Genomic DNA, 20,834 nt, shown 5'->3' on the forward strand with positions numbered 1-20,834 from the left:
AGCGAAGTCCACTAGACGCTGGGCGATGGAGCTAGACAGTAATCTTTGTTCAAATACCTATACATTCTTGTGTCAATAAAAGCGGTAGCGCCCATTCAGCGTGCTTGGGCGGTCTTAAAAAGAAGGTGAGCAGGTCAAAGTAACCCGCTCATCCTTTTATATTATTTTTTTGCCATGCTGCTAGGGATATATAATACTTGACCTTCAAATATATCTTGAGTGAGTTCAAGATTGTTGACACGCAGAAGGTTTTGAATTGAAACATCATACCGGTCTGCCACGCTGTTAACGGTATCACCCTTTTGGACGATGCAAACTTTTACTTTTGCCTGAGCAGAACTTTCATCCTTCCGAGCAAAAAATTCAGTTAATGTCATGCTTTTCTTTTTAGGTGCTTTTTTCTTTTTCACATTCTTTGGTGGCGCCTCTTCATGGGAGGAACTTTCCTCTACTTCATGAGCTTCCTCTTCAAACTGGTTAGTCGGAGCAGGAGCTGGCTCCACCTCTGTAACTTGCTGTGGTGCCGCCTCATGCTGGCTGGCTTCATTTCTTATTTGCTGGAAATTCCATGAAGGTTGTTTGGGCTCGTTTCTTACCTCTTCGAAATCCAATGAAGGCTGGTTAGATTCGGTTCTTGCCTCTTGTAAATCCAATGAAGGCTGGTTAGATTCGGTTCTTGCTTCTTGGAGATCCAATGAAGGCTGGTTAGATTCGGTTCTTGCTTCTTCGTATTCCCATGATGGCTGGTTAGATTCACTTCTTGCTTCTTCGTATTCCCATGATGGCTGGTTAGACTCACTATTTGCTTCTTCATATTCCCATGATGGTTGGTTAGATTCTTCCTCTGCTTCTTCCTGTGGTTGATAATTGAAGGTCGGAAATTTCGGTAAAATTTCCACACTCTCTTCTTCTTCTTGAGGCTTTCTTGCTTCGGCCTCAAACAAGAAATTATCCTGGTAATTGCTTTGAACTGATGTTAGTTCCACTTCAATTTCCTCGGCATCTTCCTCTACGTTCTCAAATTCAGTACGAGAGATCACCTCAATTTCCACAGCTTCATCCTGCGGTTGTTGCTGTTTCTGTTGTTGCTGCTCAGTTCCATATAGACCGCTAATGGTCAGGTCAGCTGCTAACTTGAGACAGCTGCGTTCAGGTATCGAATAATCAAAGGATTCGACGAGGACATCGATATCGTAGATACTTTGAATCCGATTATTTGGGATGGTGATATCGACTGGGAATCGATGTGAAAATTCACAGGTTCCTCCCTCTCGTGCATCGACCCTCTCCACAAACTTTTGCGATGTTACACCTTCATCTTCATTTTCATTATTAGGTTCGTAACTTTTATATTCGCCAGTGAGTTCGAGCGAACCTCTTATGGTTACGTACTGATCGTTTTCCTGGATGGTAATGTCCGGGTCTAGAGAAATAGAAACAAGCTCTTCGACTTCCTGTCCTTTTCTAAACCACAATGACTCTTCCAAAGAAAATCGTAGGCACGATTGATTCTCCTGAGACAAAGCGACTCCTCCTTTCGTTTCCTTTACGCAAAATCACTATGTCAATTACACAATATGAAGCAGGACCTTTTTTTATGATAAAAAACATAGTTTAGCCTGGAAAAGAATCGGGTTTTTGGGAAAGGGGGTGTGGATTCCGCCAAGTTGCGTGGGAATTCCGCCGTATTTCTTTGTTATTCCGCCAAACCAGGGCTGGATTCCGCCAACTTTTATATTTATTCCGCCAAACTCAGAGAAATTCCGCCAAACCCCATTTTCAAGCTCCCCTATAACATAAAAAAGCCAGTCCCCAGACTGGCTCAACTAATTAAGTTTCTAACCATACAAAAAACACCCGCCAAATAGGCGGGTGCCTGACACCAAAATCACCGAAATTATTTAAGCTTTGAGAAGGCAATCTCTGCTGCATGGATTGTCTTTTGAATATCTTCATCAGAATGCTCTGTAGATAGGAACAATCCTTCGAACTGTGATGGCGGCAAGAAGATTCCTTGGTCAGCCATCTCACGATAATAGGCTGCGAAGAACTCCAGATTGGATGATCTTGCTACCTCGTAATTAATAACATTTTCATTTGTAAAGAAGAAACCAATCATTGAACCTGCACGGTTAAATGTTATTGGGATATTATATTTTTCAGCCGCAGCCTTAAAGCCTTTTTCCAGTAAATCGCCTTTACGGATAAATTCCTCGTAATGGGCTGGTGTTAATTGGCTTAACGTTTCATATCCAGCAGTCATCGCAAGTGGGTTACCGGAAAGAGTTCCTGCTTGGTAAATCGGACCGCTTGGAGCGATCTGCTTCATAATTTCCGCTTTACCGCCGTAAGCTCCAACAGGAAGACCTCCTCCGATTACTTTACCAAGACAAGTAATATCAGGAGTGATATTGAAATAGCCTTGTGCACAATTGAAACCAACACGGAAGCCGGTCATTACCTCATCAAAAATAAGCAATGCGCCTTTAGCTGTAGTAATCTCACGAAGACCTTCTAAGAATCCTGGAAGCGGTGGGACTAGCCCCATATTGCCGGCAACAGGCTCGACGATAATACATGCGATATCTTCACCGAATTGTTCAAATGCAACCTTCACGCTCTCAAGGTCATTGTAAGGGACTGTGATAGTATTTTTTGCAACACCTTCCGGAACACCAGGGCTGTCAGGCAATCCAAGCGTGGCCACGCCAGAACCGGCCTTAATCAACAGTGAATCCCCATGACCATGGTAGCAGCCTTCAAATTTCAAAATCTTGTTACGTCCTGTATATCCCCTTGCTAATCGAAGCGCACTCATGGTTGCTTCTGTTCCTGAAGATACCATCCGAATAACTTCGATGGATGGCACACGCTCAATCACAAGATTAGCAAGTTTATTTTCCATTAGAGTAGGTGCACCGAAACTTGTCCCAAGCTCAGCAACCTTTTTTAAGCCCTCAACCACACGGTCATTCGTATGACCTAGAATGAGCGGCCCCCATGAAAGTACATAGTCAATGTATTCATTGCCATCAATATCATAAATTTTTGAGCCCTTGCCTCTTTCCATAAAGATCGGGTCCATATTCACTGATTTAAAGGCACGAACCGGACTATTCACTCCGCCTGGCATGATGTTTTGGGCTTCTTTAAATGCTTCAATTGACTTTGTATAAGAACGCATTCTGTTCCCTCATTTCAAATTATTGGTCTTCTCTTAACCAGCGAACCGCATCTTTTGCAGCATAAGTGATGATCAAGTCAGCACCTGCACGTTTCATACCCATTAACATTTCAAGCACGGTGTTTTTCTCATCAATCCAGCCATTTTGAGCGGCAGCTTTCACCATTGCATATTCACCGCTTACGTTGTAAATAACGATTGGCAAATTAAAGGTATTTTTCATATCACGAACAATATCAAGGTAAGGCATACCTGGTTTCACGATTAAGAAATCTGCGCCCTCTTCAACATCGGATTCAGCTTCCCTAAAGGCCTCCATCCGGTTAGCAGGGTCCATTTGATAAGTCTTGCGGTCGCCAAATTGCGGCGCGCCCTCAGCAGCTTCACGAAACGGTCCGTAGAACGCAGATGCATATTTCACGGCATATGACATGATCGGAATCTCTGTAAAGCCTGCTTCGTCTAAGCCTGCACGAATTGCGGCAACAAAACCATCCATCATGTTTGATGGTGCAATAATGTCAGCCCCTGCTTCCGCCTGAGCAATCGCTGTTTTTACAAGCAATTCAAGGGATTGGTCGTTTAAAACTTTCTCACCTTCAACCACTCCGCAATGCCCGTGGCTTGTATATTCACAAAGACACGTGTCAGCTACCACAATAATCTCAGGGAATTTCTCTTTAATAAAACGAGTCGCAACCTGTACAATTCCATGATCATGATAGGCTTGCTCACCGCATGCATCCTTTGTTTTAGGAATTCCAAATAGTAAAACGGACTTAATACCATGGGCAACGATATCTTCCATTTCAGCTTCCAAATGATCCATCGATACTTGGTATACTCCAGGCATGGATGAGACTTCCTTGCGGATATTATCACCTTCATAAATAAACAACGGATAAATGAAGTCCTCCGCTTTCAAGTGATTTTCTCGAACCAGTGAGCGCATGCTCGCACTTGAGCGTAAGCGGCGATGACGTTTAAATTGAAGTTCCATTTATTATTCCTCCCTATCTAAATAAGCAATCGTACTGTTAATCATTTCTTTTACTGTGTACTCCTCGGGTGAGGCATGTACCGTTAAACCGTAAGCACGTAATTTCTTTTCAGTAACGGGGCCAATACAGCCAATGATGCAATTTTTCAAATGCGCATCTAGACGATACTCCTTGACGACAGCCATAAAATGGTCGACGGTCGAAGGGCTTGTAAAGGTGAGAATATCAAGTTGTTGATCCGCTAGCATCCGAGCCAACTTAATCCGACTCTCATCCGGCATGTAGGTCTCATAGATCACAACCTCATCGACGTGTGCACCTGCTTTTGTTAATGAAATGGCAATATATTCGCGGGCCAGGTTTCCTTTCGGGACCAGCACCCGTGTACCTTTACCAATCAATGGGATAAATTCTTCCACAAACGTTTCCGCCACATAGGCTGACGGGACAAACTGTGGAGACAGCCCCATATCCGTCAAAACCTCGCCTGTCTTTTTCCCAATAACAGCGATCTTCGGAAACGCATCGCCAACCCCTTCCTTTTTTAAAAAAGAAAAGAAGGTTTCAACGGTTACATTACTTGTAAAAATAATCCAATCATATGTATCAAGTGCCAGCAAAGCTTCGTTGAGGTGCTGATTTTTTTCAATCGGTCGAAAGGCAATAAGAGGGATTTCAATTGGAATCCCTCCATACCTTTCAACTAGCTGTGAAAAGGATTTTGCTTGATGTTCTCCTCTTGGAATAAGGACTCTTTTTTCAAGCAAAGGTAACGATTGGATCATTGACCTTCGAGCTCCCGTTTCACCTTATCAATCAGGTCTTTCCCGCCTTTTTGAATTAATAAGTCAGCAGCCTCTAAACCAAGCTCTTCCGGATTATGTCCTCTAACTTCTTCTTTAATTATTTCATGTCCTTCTGGTGAAGCAACTAAAACATTGAGGACGATTTCATCATTTTCAGCTACATAGGCAAAGCCGGCAATTGGTACTTGACACCCGCCTTCCATTTTTTGAAGGAAAGCACGCTCGGCACGAACTGCTCTTTCTGTTTTCTTGCAGGTGAATTTTTCAAAAAGTTCTAGTAGTTCTTTATCATCTTCACGGCATTCGATCGATAATGCCCCTTGTCCAACGGCAGGAATACAAAGGTCTGCATCGAGGAATTCAGTGACAACATCAGAGGCCCAGCCCAGACGGTAAAGGCCTGCTGCAGCTAAAATAATCGCATCGTATTCTTCTGTTTCTAATTTCGCTAATCTAGTATCGACATTCCCGCGGATCCATTTAATCTCTAAATCTGGACGGGCTACTAATAGCTGTGCACTACGGCGCAGGCTGCTCGTGCCGATAATTGCCCCAGGCTTTAAATCTTTTAACTTCACATGGCCACTGGAAATTAGCGCGTCACGGTGGTCCTCACGGAAAGGAATGCAGCCAATTGTAAGTCCTTCTGGTAAAACAGCAGGCATGTCTTTCATACTATGAACGGCCATATCAATCTCTTTATCAAGCATGGCCTGCTCGATTTCTTTAACAAATAATCCTTTACCGCCTACTTTTGAAAGGGTGACGTCTAAGATCTGGTCCCCTTTTGTGACGATTTCCTTTACTTCAAATTCAAAACGAGGGTCCAACTTTTTCAGCTGGTCCATCACCCAGTTTGTTTGTGTTAATGCCAATTTGCTTCGTCTAGAACCTACAATGATTTTTCTCATGATTGCAACCTCCTGAGGTTATGCGCGCTACGCATACCATAAATGAAAAGATGATAATTTACCAAATAAGAAGAAGTTAATTAAAACAATTAAAAATGATGCTGAATTCCAAATCGCTAATTTCCGTCCAGATAGATTTTTCACGATGCGAAGATATAGCAGAATACTATAGGCCGTTAATAACAGAAACGAGCCGATAATTTTCATATCGTACCATGGCATCCCCGGTACCTTAAGGAAGGCCCACTGCAACCCTAAGATGAGACTAAGCAGCAGCATTGGAACACCGATTACGGCCAATATGTAGGATGATTTTTCAAGCTTATCTAAGTCGGCCAATCGTAAGAGTCTAGTTCCCCATTTTTTCCGCTTTAATAAATCATATTGAAGCAGATATAACGTCGAGAAAACGAAAGATAAGGAAAAAGCCCCGTACGAAAGGATCGCCATCGTAATATGAATTAATAGCAGTTCAGAAACCAGCTGCTTCGCCATGATATGTGAACTATATTGCATCGGCGCAAAGGTATGAATCGCCATGACTGTAAAGCCAAGGATATTTGTGAAAAAGACGATAAAATCGACTCTCATTAAATGATTGATAACAATGGACAATGTGACTAAAATCCAGGCATAAAAATAGAGTCCCTCAAAAATAGTTAACACAGGGAATCTGCCTGTTTTGTACATATAGATTCCAAGGAAGCCAGTTTGTAAAATCCATACCAATGCAAGTAACCAGAAAGCAAAACGGTTTGCCTTCCGGTTATGGTGTAGGAAATCGAAAAAATATAACAACACACTAAAGGCATATAGAACAACGGTTAATTCATGAAGCCTTGTCATAAAGACATTAAACATAGAATGTACCCCTTATGACTGAAAGGAAGCCTGCGGTGTTGTAACCGGTATTTGATTTGTTTCGGCTGCTTTCGAATGTTGTTCGTTAACGAGCTCTTCAATATGAAAGATCTTCATAAAAAGATCCATTGCTTGATTTGCATCAGGTCGCGCAGCCAATTCTTTCGCTTGTAAAATCGGGTCCTTTAGGAGCTGGTTGATGATACTTTTGGTATGTTTATTTAACACTTTTAGATCACGTTCTGATAAATTTGGCAGCTTTCTTTCCAAGCTGTCCATTGTTTCAGATTGGATGACATGAGCTTTTTCCCGTAGTGCCGAGATAACCGGAACCACACCAAGCATGCCTAGCCATTGCTTGAACTCAACGATTTCTTTTTCAATCATGAGCATGATTTTTTCAGCCGCTTTCTTCCGCTCTTGCAGGTTGGCCTCCACAATCCCCTCTAAATCGTCAATATCATACAAAAAGACATTTTCAAGTTCCACAATTCTTGGATCTAAGTCCCGCGGTACAGCAATGTCCACCATAAATAATGGCTTGCCTTTGCGTTTTTTCTCGACCTGGACCATCATTTCCTTTGAAATAACAAAGTCCTTTGCACCGGTTGAACTAATAAGAATATCAGCTTCTGCCAATGATTTTTCTAATTCTTCTAATGTTCTTGCCTTCCCGCTGAAGCGGTTAGCTAAGTCTTGTGCCTTTTCATAGGTCCGATTAATCACGGTAACCTTCTTCACACCACTACCGTGCAGGTTTTGAGCAGCCAATTCACCCATTTTACCGGCACCAAAAATTAACACATGTTTATTGGCAAGTGATCCGAAAATCTTTTTCGCCAATTCTACTGCTGCATAACTGACAGACACAGCATTTGCACCAATATCAGTTTCTGAATGCGCGCGTTTGGCAAGTGTTATCGCTTGTTTAAACAAGTGGTTAAACACAGTACCCGTCGTACCTTCTTGCTGACCGAGCATAAAACTTGTACGAACCTGTCCAAGGATTTGTGTTTCTCCTAAAACCATGGAATTCAATCCACAAGTCACGTTAAATAAATGATCCACTGCGCCATCATCTTCATACACAAATAAAAACGGAGAGAATTCCTTTTGTTCTATCCCGAACCATTCTGACAGAAATTCTTTAATATAATAGCGGCCTGTATGTAATTGATCTACAACCGCATAAATTTCCGTACGATTACATGTAGACACGATGATATTTTCTAGGATGCTTTTTTTTGTATTTAACTTTTTTATGGCATCCGCTAGATCGGCTTCATTAAAGGATAACCGCTCACGAATTTCCACAGGGGCAGTTTTATAATTAATACCGATCACTAATGTATGCATTTGTTAGGACACCCCCCATAGATATTACAACTTAACTAGTATGATTATATCATGACCAAATTCGACTTTTGCTCGAAAAATGTGAACAGAAAACGAAACTATATGTTAATATATTAAAGGAAAGTTGAGTAAAAGTTATACTGATAAGGACATATTAGCATGGTTTCCTTTAGACTTTCTTAATAGCTAAATAAATTTTTTTAAAATACTTCCTTATGTACAGTACCAAAAAAGTGGACGATATTCAAGTGAACCTTACTGGAAGTGGTGTTTTTGATGAAGAATCAACGAATTTTTCCTGGGATTATTTTAATAGGCTTTGGAGCTTACTTTCTATTGCAGCAAGCTGGGATAACGATTTTCCAACAATTTTTCACCTGGCCGACCCTGCTCTTGATTGTTGGAATTGCTTTTTTAGGTCAAGGGTATTCAGCAGAAGAGTCTGAGGCAATTCTTCCTGGGGTCATTATGACTGGATTTGGACTTCACTTTCATCTAGTCGGCAAGATATCCATATGGCCAAGCAACAATATTGGTATGCTCATATTAATTATCTCGATCGGATTTTTTCTGCGCTTTCAAAAAACGAATGCAGGTTTGTTCCAAGCATTTCTCTTTCTTATTTTAGCTGTTCTACTGTTATTTTATGATAAAATAACTGCTTATTTTGATTTACTTCAAAACGGAATGAGTTTTGTGTGGAAATTTTGGCCCGCTCTCCTCATTGTTGTTGGTATTTATTTTCTACTAAAGAAGAAAAAATAACGCCTGGCGCAAAATGCCCAGGCGTTTATTTTTTACATAAAGCTTTGCAAAACGGACCAAGCCTCATCTTTTCCGAGTCCGGTTTCTGATGAAAACAAAACCATTTGATCATTTTTATCAAGATCTAACGTTTCTCTGACTATTTTTAAATGCTTTTGCCATTTCCCTTTTGGGATTTTATCTGCCTTTGTGGCAATGATGATACAAGGAATCTCATGATGTTTTAAAAATTCATACATCATCACATCATCCTTGGACGGTGGATGTCTAAGGTCAACGATTTGAACCGCCGCTTTTAATTGCTCGCGCGAGGTAAAATACGTTTCAATCATTCTTCCCCATGCTGCCCGCTCTGATTTTGAAACCTTCGCGTATCCATAACCAGGCACATCGACAAAATGCAGCATTTCGTTAATCAAATAGAAATTAAGCGTTTGTGTTTTTCCTGGCTTCGATGATATTCTTGCTAAAGCCTTTCGGTTCAGCATTTTATTGATAAAAGAAGATTTACCGACATTGGAACGACCGGCAAGCGCAAACTCTGGTAAATCTGTTTCCGGGTATTGTTCCGGCTTTACTGCACTGATGACAATCTCTGAGCTGACTACCTTCATTTCACTTCACCTTCCAAAAGGGCATGCTTTAGGACTTCATCGACATGGGACACAAGGACAAAGTCCAGTTCATTCCTGACGCTTTCTGGGATATCATCTATATCTTTTTCGTTATCCTTCGGAAGAATAATCTTGGTTAAACCCGCTCTATGGGCGCTAAGTGTCTTTTCCTTTAGGCCGCCAATAGGAAGAACCCTGCCTCTTAAGGTAATCTCACCAGTCATGCCTACTTCACGACGAATCGGTCGGTTAGACAGAGCGGATACAAGTGCGGTTGCCATCGTGATTCCGGCTGATGGTCCATCCTTTGGTACTGCACCTTCTGGAACATGGATATGGATATCATATTTTTCATGGAAGTCCTCTTCAATCCCAAGTTCCTTGGCTTTGGAGCGGATATAACTGAATGCCGCTTGTGCTGATTCCTTCATCACGTCGCCAAGCTTTCCAGTTAATACGAGCTTCCCTTTACCAGGTGATAGTGATACTTCAATTTGGAGGGTGTCGCCGCCAACGGTTGTATAAGCTAAACCGGTTGCCACGCCAATCTGATCTTCAGACTCAGCCATCCCATAGTGGAATCTGGTTTTCCCTAAAAACTCTTCGATATTTTTTTCAGTAATAATGACGCGCTTCTTCTCACCGGAAACAATAATTTTTGCTGTTTTCCGGCAAAGGGTTGCCATTTGACGTTCTAAACTTCGAACACCGGCTTCGCGCGTGTAGTAACGAACAACTTTAAGAATCGCATCATCACGGACTTGAAGAATTCCTTTGGTAAGACCATTTTCTTTGATTTGTTTTGGAAGTAAATGATCTCGGCAAATATGGACTTTTTCAAGCTCCGTATAGCCTGCAATTGTGATAATTTCCATTCTGTCTAAAAGTGGGCCTGGAATCGTTGATAGGTTATTTGCTGTTGCGATAAACATAACCTTGGAAAGGTCATAAGTTTCTTCTATATAATGGTCGCTAAAGTTATTATTTTGTTCAGGATCTAACACTTCAAGCATTGCGCTAGATGGATCGCCACGGAAATCACTCGACATTTTATCGATTTCATCCAGTAAAAAGACCGGGTTAATTGTACCTGCTTTTTTCATTCCTTGGATGATTCGTCCTGGCATGGCACCAACATAGGTTCTGCGATGTCCACGAATTTCCGATTCATCGCGTACTCCGCCTAGTGAGACACGGACAAAATTCCGATTGAGCGATGTCGCAATCGAGCGTGCAAGACTCGTTTTACCAACACCTGGAGGGCCTGCGAGACAAAGGATCGGTCCTTTTAACGAATTCGTCAGCTTTTGAACCGCTAAATATTCGAGGACACGTTCCTTCACTTTTTCAAGTCCGTAATGATCCTGATTTAAAACCTTTTCAGCACGGAGAATGTCAATGTCATCCTCTGTTTTTTTCGACCATGGGATGGAGATTAACCAGTCGATATAATTGCGAATGACCGCACTTTCTGCCGAGCTTGCTGGCACTTTTTCATAGCGATCAAGTTCCTTACGTGCAGCTTGAAGGACATGTTCAGGCATTCCTGCTTGCTCCACTTTTTTCGTAAGTTCAACAATTTCACCCGTTTTACCTTCTTTATCGCCTAATTCCTTTTGAATCGCCTTCATCTGCTCACGCAAATAATACTCTTTTTGCGTCCTTTCCATCGAACGCTTGACACGCTGGCCAATCTTTTTTTCTAAATTCAAGACTTCTTTTTCATTATGAATGGTATCGATTACTTTATTTACTCGTTCTTTAATATCTGTTGTTTCGAGGATTTCCTGCTTTTCCTTTAGCTTGATTGGTAAATGAGAGGAAATGATATCCGCCATTCTACCAGGTTCTTCAATATCAGCAACTGAAGCATAAGTTTCTGCTGAGATTTTTTTCGATAATTTTATGTATTGCTCGAAATAATCAAGCATCGTTCTCATTAAGGCCTGATCTTCAACATCCTTCGTCTCCGAATCTTCATGGGTAACAATCGTAACCGCATAATGGTCTTCCTCATCATGAAATGAAACGATTTCTCCGCGGAGTAAGCCTTCTACCAATACTCTTATCGTACCGTTTGGCAGTTTTAGCATTTGTTTAACTTTCGTTAACGTTCCAATCGTGTATAAATCCTCCTCAGAAGGGTCATCAATCGAAACTTCCTTTTGAGTGGTTAAGAAAATTAAGTGGTCATCTACCATTGCTTTTTCAAGTGCTTGTACTGATCGTTCACGTCCTACATCTAAATGAAGGACCATAGTCGGATAGACGAGCAATCCTCGAAGCGGCAGGAGGGGGACGATCAATTCGTTCTTTTTCGTCAAATAACTGCACCTCCACATGCAAATCAATTTTTTACTGCAAAATCAGAAAGGTCTTTGTACAATTCTATCCTATTTATTTTTAAGTGTCTATTTTTAGAGAACGCAGGTGCAACCTCATGTTCAGCATAGTTTTATTTTTCCCAAACACGAAGAATTCTTTCTAGGTTCTTGTGAGAATTCTCAGATTAGTTATCTGCAATAAAAAACTTCGGTTTGCCTATTGAACCACAAACCGAAGCTTTTCGTTAGATACTCTCTTTTTTAGATAGTTCAATCGATGCAGGAATTGCATCCATTTTCTGATAGTCATTTACTAGGGCAATCTCAAATACCTCGTGTAGATGGGTGACTGGAACGATATTGATACCCTCAATTTCATTTAAGATGGTTTGCATATTCTCTTCTGGGATAATTACCGTCTTCACTCCTGCCTTTTTCGCAGCCTTTACCTTTGGATAGACCCCGCCAATCGGTTTCACATTCCCATGAATACTAATTTCTCCCGTCATAGCGACGGTATTATCGATTGGAATTTTGTAAATAGCCGAGTAAATCCCCGTTGCCATCGCGATTCCGGCTGACGGCCCATCAATAGGAACACCACCGGGGAAGTTCACATGAATATCGAAGTCATTTGCCGGTACGCCCATCGATCGTAAAACTGTAATTACATTCTCAATTGAACCGCGCGCCATACTCTTGCGGCGAACGGATTTCCCTTGCCCGCCAATACTTTCTTCATCGACGATACCGGTAATATTGATGGATCCTTTATCCTTTGCGGGGATCACGGTAACTTCTATTTCTAGTAAAGCACCTGAATTTGGCCCGTACACCGCAAGACCATTAATCAACCCTACATGAGAGATGTCATTAATTTTCCTTTCCATTCTTGGTGACATTTGACTCGCATGAATAACCCATTCAATATCTTCATCTTTGATATAATTACGGTCTTCGGTAATTGCCAGTCCTGCCGCTATTTGAATCAAATTTACCGTTTCCCGGCCATTTCTCGCATAGTTGGCAATGGTATTCACACCAAGTTCGCTTATTTGAAGGTTCACTTTTTTCGCAGCATTATTGGCAATTTCGACGATTTCTTCTTGATTTAAATCCCTGAAGAATACCTCCATGCAGCGCGAACGAATCGCTGGCGGGATTTCACTTGGCGTCCTGGTTGTGGCGCCGATTAGACGAAAGTCAGCAGGAAGGCCATTTTTAAAAATATCATGGATATGAGTCGGGATTTGGTTATTTTCCTCATTGTAATACGCACTTTCGAGAAATACCTTGCGATCCTCTAATACTTTTAAAAGTTTATTCATTTGAATCGGATGCAATTCTCCAATTTCATCGATAAACAGGACACCGCCATGGGCATTCGTGACTGCCCCTTGCTTAGGCTGAGGAATTCCTGCTTGTCCCATCGCTCCGGCACCTTGATAAATTGGGTCATGAACCGAACCAATTAGGGGATCAGCTATCCCTCGTTCATCAAAGCGCGCAGTCGTCGCATCTAGTTCGATAAATACGGATTCCGGTTTAAATGGTGATTTTCGATTTTTTTTCGCTTCTTCTAACACGAGGCGTGCGGCGGCTGTTTTTCCTATGCCAGGTGGTCCATAAATGATTACATGCTGTGGATTCGGTCCACATAGTGCCGCTTTTAAGGATTTGATTCCATCTTCTTGGCCGACAATGTCTTGAAAGCTTGTTGGCCGTACTTTTTCCGCTAATGGTTCTGTAAGTGAAATGGATCTCATTTTGCGAAGCTGCTCCATTTCCTTTCGGGATTCCCGATCAATGGATACTTTTTGTGTCCGCTGATTCCTCAGCAAATTCCAAAAATACAGCCCAATGATGATTCCAAAAAATAGCTGTATAAATAAGGCAATCCCCGTCCAACTCATACATTTCCCTCCTGCATTTCATCTTATTACTAAATATATATTAATAAGTATTTCCTGCAGATGGATGGAATAAACCACAAATCGTAAGAAACTGTTGGGATGGAGAGGGGGGAATTAGATTCGCGCATGGATTCGGGGATTCGCCAATAGAACCTGCAAATCCGCCAATAGAACCTAATAATTCGCCAATAGAACCTGGAAATCCGCCAATAGAACCTGCAAATCCGCCAATAGGGCCTGATAATTCGCCAATAGAACCTGTAAATCCGCCAATAGGGCCAGATAATTCGCCAATAGAACCTGCAAATTTGCTTATTTTTACAAAATTACATTTATAATCACCAAAAATGAACAGAAAAAGACCCGGCAGAAGCCGAGTCTTAGCTATTTTATGCAGATTTTTCTTCAGCAACGACAGTTCCGTCTTCTAAGAGAAGTTTTGGAACACTATTGTTAATGACCGTTTCTTTTGTAATGACACACTTTGTAATGTCATCACGTGAAGGCAGGTCAAACATAACATCTAGCATAATTCCTTCAATAATCGAACGTAAACCACGGGCGCCGGTTTTGCGTTCAATTGCCTTTTTGGCAATTTCAATTAATGCGCCTTCTTCAAATTGAAGCTCGACATCGTCAATTTCCAGCATTTTTTGATATTGCTTAACTAGAGCATTTTTTGGCTTTGTTAAAATTTCAATCAATGCGGATTCGTCTAATTGCTCAAGGCTCGCAATTACTGGAAGACGTCCAATAAATTCAGGAATTAATCCAAAACGTAGTAAGTCTTCAGGTAATACTTTTGAAAGAAGCTCTTTCTGTGTAACTTCCTGCTGCTTAATATCCGAACCAAAACCAATTACTTTTTGGCCTAAACGGCGCTTGATAATCGGTTCGATCCCGTCAAATGCTCCGCCGCAGATAAATAGAATATTGGTTGTATCGATTTGAATAAATTCTTGATGCGGGTGTTTTCTTCCCCCTTGAGGTGGAACACTTGCAACCGTACCTTCAAGAATTTTTAATAATGCTTGCTGAACACCTTCACCGGAAACATCCCTTGTAATCGAAGGATTTTCGGACTTACGAGCAATTTTATCAATTTCATCAATATAGATAATCCCTTTTTCTGCCTTTTCTACATCGTAATCAGCAGATTGAATTAATTTTAATAAAATATTCTCAACATCTTCCCCAACATAACCAGCTTCCGTTAGAGAAGTTGCATCTGCAATCGCAAAAGGTACATTCAAGATACGTGCCAAGGTTTGGGCAAGTAACGTTTTACCGCTTCCTGTTGGTCCAATCATACAGATATTACTCTTAGCAAGTTCCACATCATCTATTTTGCTATTAGAATTGATGCGCTTATAGTGATTGTAAACTGCCACTGATAGCGACTTCTTCGCTTGATCCTGCCCGATAACATACTCATCGAGTATTTCACAAATTTCTTTCGGCTTTGGTACGTCTTTAAATTCTACTTCCTCTTCGGTTCCAAGTTCTTCCTCAACGATTTCGGTACAAAGTTCAATACATTCATCACATATGTAAACCCCTGGCCCCGCAACCAGTTTACGAACTTGGTCCTGTGTTTTACCACAGAAGGAACACTTTAATTGTCCTTTTTCATCATTAAATTTAAACAATCCTTTCACCCCTTAAAACGTGTTAATTCCATATTGTAAGCGTTTGAATCACATAAACAAAAGTCAAGCTCTCTCTAATATTGATTAGTATGTATGTTGCATTGTAACACATAAATCCAATGGACTGAAATAAAAAGCTTACGGTAATATGTTTTGCATAACTCGACTTTTGTTAGGTGTGATTCTTTGTAATACTTATGTACTCATTAATCTTAACCATAATGCTAAAAATAAATCTCAAAGCTGTCTGGAAATTATTTATTGTTATTCGCTATGTCTAACTTGTTTTCCTGCCCATTGGTAAAAATGTTCCTACTTCTCATTATAATATGTATTTGAAAGAAAGTATAAAACAAGGCACGATTTATATCGTGCCCTGCAATATTTAGGTTAATTATTTCTTATTTTCAACAAGAAAGTCTACTGCTTTTTTAAGTTTAAGGTCACCTTTGATACCTTCAAGGCCGCCAAGTGCTTGTTTAATGCTGTCAACTGTCATGTTGTACATTCCAGCCATGTTCTCAAGTTCAGCATCTACTTCTTCGTCAGTTACTTCAAGGTTTTCAGCCTTTGCAATCGCTTCTAATGTTAAGTTAGTACGAACGCGAATGACAGCTTCTTCCTTCATTTGCTCACGTAAAGCATTTTCGTCTTGACCTGAGAATTGGAAGTAAAGTTCAAGGTTCATTCCTTGCATTTGTAAGCGTTGTTCAAATTCTTGAAGCATACGGTTTACTTCAGTGTTAACCATTACATCAGGAACTTCAACAACTGCATTTTCAGCAGCTTTTTCAACAACAGTATCACGTAAATGATGCTCTGCTTCGTGTTGTTTGCTGTTTTCTAAACGAGTTTTGATTTTTTCTTTAAGTGCGTCTAATGTTTCAACTTCATCATCCACATCTTTAGCAAACTCGTCATCTAATGCAGGAAGTTCTTTTCCTTTAATTTCATGAATAGTTACTTTGAATACTGCAGGCTTACCAGCAAGCTCAGCTGCATGATATTCTTCAGGGAATGTTACTTCCACGTCTTTAGATTCGCCAGTAGCTAAACCTACTAATTGCTCCTCAAAGCCAGGGATGAATGATCCTGAACCAATTTCAAGTGAATGGTTTTCAGCTTTTCCACCTTCGAATTGTTCGCCATCAACGAATCCTTCGAAATCTAGAACAACTGTGTCACCATTGGCAACTGTGCCTTCTTCTTTGATTACAAGTTCAGCTTGACGCTCTTGAAGAGTTTTTAATTCGTTAGCAACGTCTTCGTCAGTAACAGTTGTGTCAAATGCTTCTACTTCTAAGCCTTTGTATTCGCCTAAAGTTACTTCAGGTTTAACTTGAACAGTAGCTTTGAAGATAAGGTCTTTGCCTTTTTCCATTTGCTCGACGTCGATATCAGGGCGGTCGATTGGCTCGATTCCTGTCTCGTCAATAGCACTTCCATATGCATCTGGAAGAAGAATATCTAATGCATCTTGATATAGTGATTCTACACCAAAGCGTTTTTCAAACATTTGACGAGGCATTTTTCCTTTACGGAAGCCTGGTACATTTACTTGCTTAACAACCTTTTGGAATGCCGCGTTTAGGCCTTCGTTCACTTTTTCCGCACTTACTTCAATCGTAAGAACGCCGCGGTTTCCTTCTAATTTTTCCCATTTTACTGACATACGTTTTCCCTCCAACAATCTATTCTCATATCATTCGTAACGAATTTGAGTTTGGAAATAACTTGATCTCAAGCCATTATCCTCTTTTAAATGTGTTTTTTACACAATGCAACCACTATATTATAACATAGGTTTGTTTTCTTTCAACAGCGAAGCTATATATTAGGATAAGAAATTTTCTCAATTAGCTCAATCCTCGCCATCGCATCTTCTATTTCCTCCACCTGCACTTCATATTCATCTGCTAGCTGATGAATATTCGAGTCCATACCTAGGTAATAATGTGCCATGTGGTGAAAGGCTGCAGCCCAAGCAGCAGGGCTTTTCGGCTCTAATTCAAACGGATAGCTTATAAAAAAATTACGTTCTGCCATTCTGATGCTGTTTTCGAAAAGACCGGGATTTTCACTTTCCAATTGATCCGCTAAAAAAGCCTTTACCTCAGTCAATCTTGGTTCTTCCCTAACTTCTGGGAGCTGTGTGGGAATGATCTTCTTTTCCTTAGCAAATTTCACGACAGTTAATTCTCTATCAATTTCCTGCTCTTTTAAGAGAGTTAATAGGATTGTTTTCAGAAAGGGATGACCAGCATCTGCAGCTAAGTAATCAGCAATTTCCGAGAGATAAGGGCGAATATTTTTCTCAGCTAGGCTTGAAACGAGGAGCATTTGCTCGTTTAGGCTATCAATCGAAAAAAGATTGAGTTCTTGGATGTTGGTTTCCGCCGGAATGATAGCGATTGTTTCTGGGTTTGTATCTATATCTGTTTCTGGCTGACGGTTCTCTGCCATCCGCCGACTGAATTGCAGTATGGTTAAAAAGTGGTCATGTTTTTCAGGCGGAATCTCTTTTTCATCTAAGAGGGCTTCAATCGTTGCAATAATTTCATGGTACTCATGCAGCTGAATAAGGACCGTCAAATAGAGATCGACCATTTGCAGGTAGTCTCCAATTCCTTTGTGCAGCATTTCTTTGGCGAGTTCTTTTGCTTTTTTAAAAGAAGATGCTTCAAAATAAGCAAGAACGAGACCAATCAATATTTCGTGATTATCAGGGTCATGTTCTCTCGCTTCCTCCAATAGATTTATTGCTTCATGAAATTTTTTCTTTTCAAGTTTTTCCAGACCTTTGTCTGTTAATCTTTTTTCAAGTCCGGGAAAAAAGATCACATTATCAATTTTTTTTACAGGTTCCCGTTTTTTCATAAAATCCGTCCTTAAGGTAGTCTTGGAAATAGTTTAGCACAAATAATAGACAGAAAAAAACTCAACAGCAGTGGTGATTGGAATTTGTTAGAAATAGGGGGAAAATAGCTATTCATATTTTAAAAATAGACCTCAAAATATATTGATAAAACCAAATAAAGATTCTATGTGACTAGAATCGCGATGGTGGCAAGGGTTCGGTCACTTAAAGGGGTCCTATGTGACCGGAAAGGCGATTGTGGCTAGCGTCCGGTCACTTAAACGGCTTCTATGTGACCGGAATGACCATTGTGGCTAGCGTTCGGTCACTTAAACGGCTTCTATTTGACCGGAATGACGATGGCGACAAGGGTCGGTCACTTAAAGGGACTTTTTGTGCCTATTTATTAGGACCAAGAATTTTCCCCAATACAGCTACGACTCGTGTAATTTTATGGAATCTCACGATAATCTTTTGCAAATTTAACATTTTGCATTTGATTATTCTTTGGCATTTCTACCCTCAAGCTAATCGAATTCTGGAAATATTTTGGATCAAAGTAGTAACATTCATCTGTTTGAGGACAGTAAACACAATATACATCAATTTCATCTTTGTCTACGTATTTAGTCATTACACCATGGCTAGTACTATAGGATGAACTGAATCTAACTTCTAAAATCCCTTTTGCGTTTAAATTTCTATATTTAACCTGCACTCTTTTAAAATTCTGATCTTTATAACCAACTACATCAAAGGGAGCATGCTCTGTTTGTGGAAGTAAAATCATAAAACCTTTTTCAAATAAATCAACTTGGGCCTTTAGAACACCTAAATCACCTTTACTCTTTGTATGATGTTTCATATAATTACCGTCCTCTTTCAATTTATTAGAAAATAGTCTGGCAAAAATAAAGATTTGGGATGTATTCAAGTTTCAAACAAACAGAAAAAAACTCACTTATAAAAGTGAGTTGATTTCTCTAGTATGTAGTATAGCGTCCCAGGAGAGATTCGAACTCCCGACCCACGCCTTAGCTTACCACTATGACTTTCGTCACCAAACATTCGCTGTTTGTGGTCTGGACTATATCTTCACCATTTCAGGTGCGACACGTGTAGTCTCTACGGAACCTCACGATAATCGTTAAGATTATTTTTTAAGATCTTTACCACTGACAGTTATCAGTCATTCAAGATTTCTCTTCCTTGTGAAAGGCGTAAGTTTCCTCGGTATTACCATCAGCATTATCTGTTAAGGCTTCACCGATATAGTGTCGTCCACTTTATAGGTTCTTGTTTCCCTATAAAGGCTCCTATTTTCTTGAAGGGCGTTGCTCTATCCAGCTGAGCTACTGGGACATATAAGTTGTTTAAGACAAGATTTATTATATTATCCTAATATCAAAAAGTCAACAGATTTTCGATTATTTTTTTAAAAAGAAAAAGGGAGAGGAGTCTCCCTTACTCATAGGGCAAATTCATGAGCAAGCTCGGGGATTTCCCTTCCACTCACTTCAAATACTGACATTTTGATCGTTGCATCCTGCAAATCTAGTATAACATAGGTTTTTTCCAGACGTCCTCGCGGCAGGCGGATGCTGCCTGGATTTAAAAATAAAGTACTGCCTATCACTTCTGCACCAAGGACATGTGAGTGTCCGAAGCAGACGATATTAGCATTTACTTCCTCTACTTTGTATTTTAAATTCATCAATGAAGTTTTTACAGAATATCGATGTCCGTGCGTAATGAAGAACTTCCTGCCCGCTGCCTCGGCCATCGTCTCCAACGGGTATCCTCCTCCGAAATCACAATTTCCCATCACTGTTAAATAACCAGATATCGCTTCATCAGCAGGTGGTAATTCCGAATCACCACAATGAATCATTAAATCGACTTCCTCTGAATGCCGTTCTCTTAAAATCTCGAGTTCCTTCGTCAACCCATGGCTATCACTAACGACTAAAACCTTGCTCATTACTGCCCCGTTTTTTCTAAAATAGAATCCAATACGACATCTAACTTCTTCAGAGCATTTGCACGGTGGCTAATCTTATTTTTTTCATCTGATGATAGCTCTGCCATCGCAACGCCCTTCTCAGGCACATAAAAAACCGGATCATAGCCAAAACCATTGGTTCCCCTTCTCTCCTCAAGAATGCGGCCTTCGCAAGTGCCTGACACAGTCATTGGTTCTTGCCCTGGAATGGCGACAGCTAATGCGCAGTAGAATCGTGCGGAACGCTTCTCTTCAGGTAATCCCTTCAATTCTGACAAAACTTTATCTGTATTGTTCTGGTCATTTTTTGGTTCGCCAGCATAGCGCGCTGAATAAATTCCTGGTCTACCTTCAAGGGCATCGACAATCAAGCCAGAATCGTCGCCGATCACCATTTTTCCAAGCGCTTGAGAGATAGCCTCAGCCTTTAAGAGTGCATTCTCTTCGAAGGTCAAGCCCGTTTCCTCAACATCAGGAATTTCAGGAAAATCAAGCAAAGTTCGAACCTCGATACCTCTTGCCGAGAAAATATGCTCAAATTCCTTCGCCTTTCCCGGATTTTTAGTAGCAATTATAACTTCTTTCATTTCG

19 protein-coding genes are annotated in these 20,834 nt (G+C 40.6%); 1 reads left to right on the forward strand and 18 read right to left on the reverse strand.

What is annotated here, in order from left to right; translation table 11 throughout:
• Positions 1-161: 161 nt before the first annotated feature.
• From spoVID to hemA, 8 genes are all read right to left on the reverse strand, one after another.
• Complete coding sequence (gene spoVID, locus BDR01S_RS05800) at positions 162-1,523, reverse strand: stage VI sporulation protein D (protein WP_066257956.1); 1,362 nt, start codon at positions 1,521-1,523, stop codon at positions 162-164.
• Between the two features lie 72 nt (positions 1,524-1,595).
• On the reverse strand, positions 1,596-1,826 hold the full coding sequence (locus tag BDR01S_RS25690) for a hypothetical protein (protein ID WP_066257958.1): 231 nt from the start codon (positions 1,824-1,826) through the stop codon (positions 1,596-1,598).
• 71 nt (positions 1,827-1,897) lie between these two features.
• Complete coding sequence (hemL, locus tag BDR01S_RS05810) at positions 1,898-3,184, reverse strand: glutamate-1-semialdehyde 2,1-aminomutase (protein ID WP_066257960.1); 1,287 nt, start codon at positions 3,182-3,184, stop codon at positions 1,898-1,900.
• A gap of 19 nt (positions 3,185-3,203) precedes the next feature.
• Entirely contained in the window at positions 3,204-4,184 is a 981-nt protein-coding gene (gene hemB, locus BDR01S_RS05815) for a porphobilinogen synthase (RefSeq protein ID WP_066257962.1), read from the reverse strand.
• Positions 4,185-4,187: 3 nt separating this feature from the next.
• The gene (locus BDR01S_RS05820; protein ID WP_066257963.1) at positions 4,188-4,970 is read right to left on the reverse strand and encodes a uroporphyrinogen-III synthase; all 783 of its coding nucleotides are present in this window, start codon (positions 4,968-4,970) and stop codon (positions 4,188-4,190) included.
• A complete protein-coding gene (hemC, locus tag BDR01S_RS05825) occupies positions 4,967-5,902 on the reverse strand; it encodes a hydroxymethylbilane synthase (protein ID WP_066257965.1) in 936 nt (311 codons plus the stop codon). The genes BDR01S_RS05820 and hemC overlap by 4 nt, the downstream gene beginning before the upstream one ends.
• 27 nt (positions 5,903-5,929) lie before the next feature.
• A complete protein-coding gene (locus tag BDR01S_RS05830) occupies positions 5,930-6,763 on the reverse strand; it encodes a cytochrome C assembly family protein (RefSeq protein WP_066257967.1) in 834 nt (277 codons plus the stop codon).
• 12 nt (positions 6,764-6,775) lie between these two features.
• Positions 6,776-8,119, reverse strand: coding sequence for a glutamyl-tRNA reductase (hemA, locus tag BDR01S_RS05835; RefSeq protein ID WP_066257971.1), 1,344 nt, complete (start codon positions 8,117-8,119; stop codon positions 6,776-6,778).
• Between the two features lie 276 nt (positions 8,120-8,395).
• Here hemA and BDR01S_RS05840 point away from each other — a divergent pair, with 276 nt between their 5' ends.
• Positions 8,396-8,884 (forward strand): LiaF transmembrane domain-containing protein, encoded by a 489-nt coding sequence (locus tag BDR01S_RS05840; protein ID WP_066257972.1) that lies wholly within the window; start codon positions 8,396-8,398, stop codon positions 8,882-8,884.
• 32 nt (positions 8,885-8,916) lie between these two features.
• Here BDR01S_RS05840 and yihA read toward each other — a convergent pair whose 3' ends face one another.
• The 10 genes from yihA to BDR01S_RS05890 form a co-directional block, all read right to left on the reverse strand.
• The gene (yihA, locus tag BDR01S_RS05845) at positions 8,917-9,498 is read right to left on the reverse strand and encodes a ribosome biogenesis GTP-binding protein YihA/YsxC (protein ID WP_066257974.1); all 582 of its coding nucleotides are present in this window, start codon (positions 9,496-9,498) and stop codon (positions 8,917-8,919) included.
• Positions 9,495-11,822: an endopeptidase La gene (gene lon, locus BDR01S_RS05850; RefSeq protein ID WP_066257976.1), complete on the reverse strand. Its 2,328-nt coding sequence runs from the start codon at positions 11,820-11,822 to the stop codon at positions 9,495-9,497. Before lon ends, yihA begins: the two co-directional genes overlap by 4 nt.
• Positions 11,823-12,067: 245 nt before the next feature.
• A complete protein-coding gene (lonB, locus tag BDR01S_RS05855) occupies positions 12,068-13,735 on the reverse strand; it encodes an ATP-dependent protease LonB (RefSeq protein ID WP_066257978.1) in 1,668 nt (555 codons plus the stop codon).
• Positions 13,736-13,775: 40 nt separating this feature from the next.
• Positions 13,776-14,147 carry a hypothetical protein gene (locus tag BDR01S_RS05860; RefSeq protein ID WP_066257979.1) on the reverse strand — a complete coding sequence of 124 codons (372 nt, stop codon included), beginning with the start codon at positions 14,145-14,147 and terminating at the stop codon, positions 13,776-13,778.
• The gene (clpX, locus tag BDR01S_RS05865; protein ID WP_066257980.1) at positions 14,125-15,384 is read right to left on the reverse strand and encodes an ATP-dependent protease ATP-binding subunit ClpX; all 1,260 of its coding nucleotides are present in this window, start codon (positions 15,382-15,384) and stop codon (positions 14,125-14,127) included. The genes BDR01S_RS05860 and clpX overlap by 23 nt, the downstream gene beginning before the upstream one ends.
• A gap of 394 nt (positions 15,385-15,778) precedes the next feature.
• On the reverse strand, positions 15,779-17,056 hold the full coding sequence (gene tig / locus BDR01S_RS05870; protein ID WP_066257982.1) for a trigger factor: 1,278 nt from the start codon (positions 17,054-17,056) through the stop codon (positions 15,779-15,781).
• Positions 17,057-17,211: 155 nt separating this feature from the next.
• Positions 17,212-18,261 carry a tetratricopeptide repeat protein gene (locus BDR01S_RS05875; protein WP_066257984.1) on the reverse strand — a complete coding sequence of 350 codons (1,050 nt, stop codon included), beginning with the start codon at positions 18,259-18,261 and terminating at the stop codon, positions 17,212-17,214.
• A gap of 431 nt (positions 18,262-18,692) precedes the next feature.
• Positions 18,693-19,106 carry a group I intron-associated PD-(D/E)XK endonuclease gene (locus BDR01S_RS05880; RefSeq protein WP_066257985.1) on the reverse strand — a complete coding sequence of 138 codons (414 nt, stop codon included), beginning with the start codon at positions 19,104-19,106 and terminating at the stop codon, positions 18,693-18,695.
• Positions 19,107-19,709: 603 nt separating this feature from the next.
• The gene (locus BDR01S_RS05885) at positions 19,710-20,222 is read right to left on the reverse strand and encodes a metallophosphoesterase family protein (protein ID WP_066257986.1); all 513 of its coding nucleotides are present in this window, start codon (positions 20,220-20,222) and stop codon (positions 19,710-19,712) included.
• Positions 20,222-20,830, reverse strand: a complete 609-nt coding sequence (locus BDR01S_RS05890) for an XTP/dITP diphosphatase (RefSeq protein WP_066257988.1) — start codon at positions 20,828-20,830, stop codon at positions 20,222-20,224. Before BDR01S_RS05890 ends, BDR01S_RS05885 begins: the two co-directional genes overlap by 1 nt.
• Between the last annotated feature and the right edge of the window lie 4 nt (positions 20,831-20,834).

It is taken from the genome of Neobacillus drentensis NBRC 102427 (assembly GCF_001591445.1).
In the GTDB taxonomy this organism is placed as follows: Bacteria; Bacillota; Bacilli; order Bacillales; family Cytobacillaceae; genus Neobacillus; species Neobacillus drentensis.

Bases quoted from the DNA above. Each gene is read 5' to 3' on its own strand.
- hemL (WP_066257960.1), bottom strand. From the start codon at position 3,184: ATGCGTTCTTATACAAAGTCAATTGAAGCATTTAAAGAAGCCCAAAAC.
- hemB (WP_066257962.1), bottom strand. From the start codon at position 4,184: ATGGAACTTCAATTTAAACGTCATCGCCGCTTACGCTCAAGTGCGAGC.
- BDR01S_RS05820 (WP_066257963.1), bottom strand. From the start codon at position 4,970: ATGATCCAATCGTTACCTTTGCTTGAAAAAAGAGTCCTTATTCCAAGA.
- hemC (WP_066257965.1), bottom strand. From the start codon at position 5,902: ATGAGAAAAATCATTGTAGGTTCTAGACGAAGCAAATTGGCATTAACA.
- BDR01S_RS05830 (WP_066257967.1), bottom strand. From the start codon at position 6,763: ATGTTTAATGTCTTTATGACAAGGCTTCATGAATTAACCGTTGTTCTA.
- hemA (WP_066257971.1), bottom strand. From the start codon at position 8,119: ATGCATACATTAGTGATCGGTATTAATTATAAAACTGCCCCTGTGGAA.
- BDR01S_RS05840 (WP_066257972.1), top strand. From the start codon at position 8,396: ATGAAGAATCAACGAATTTTTCCTGGGATTATTTTAATAGGCTTTGGA.
- yihA (WP_066257974.1), bottom strand. From the start codon at position 9,498: ATGAAGGTAGTCAGCTCAGAGATTGTCATCAGTGCAGTAAAGCCGGAA.
- lonB (WP_066257978.1), bottom strand. From the start codon at position 13,735: ATGAGTTGGACGGGGATTGCCTTATTTATACAGCTATTTTTTGGAATC.
- tig (WP_066257982.1), bottom strand. From the start codon at position 17,056: ATGTCAGTAAAATGGGAAAAATTAGAAGGAAACCGCGGCGTTCTTACG.
- BDR01S_RS05875 (WP_066257984.1), bottom strand. From the start codon at position 18,261: ATGAAAAAACGGGAACCTGTAAAAAAAATTGATAATGTGATCTTTTTT.
- BDR01S_RS05880 (WP_066257985.1), bottom strand. From the start codon at position 19,106: ATGAAACATCATACAAAGAGTAAAGGTGATTTAGGTGTTCTAAAGGCC.
- BDR01S_RS05885 (WP_066257986.1), bottom strand. From the start codon at position 20,222: ATGAGCAAGGTTTTAGTCGTTAGTGATAGCCATGGGTTGACGAAGGAA.
- BDR01S_RS05890 (WP_066257988.1), bottom strand. From the start codon at position 20,830: ATGAAAGAAGTTATAATTGCTACTAAAAATCCGGGAAAGGCGAAGGAA.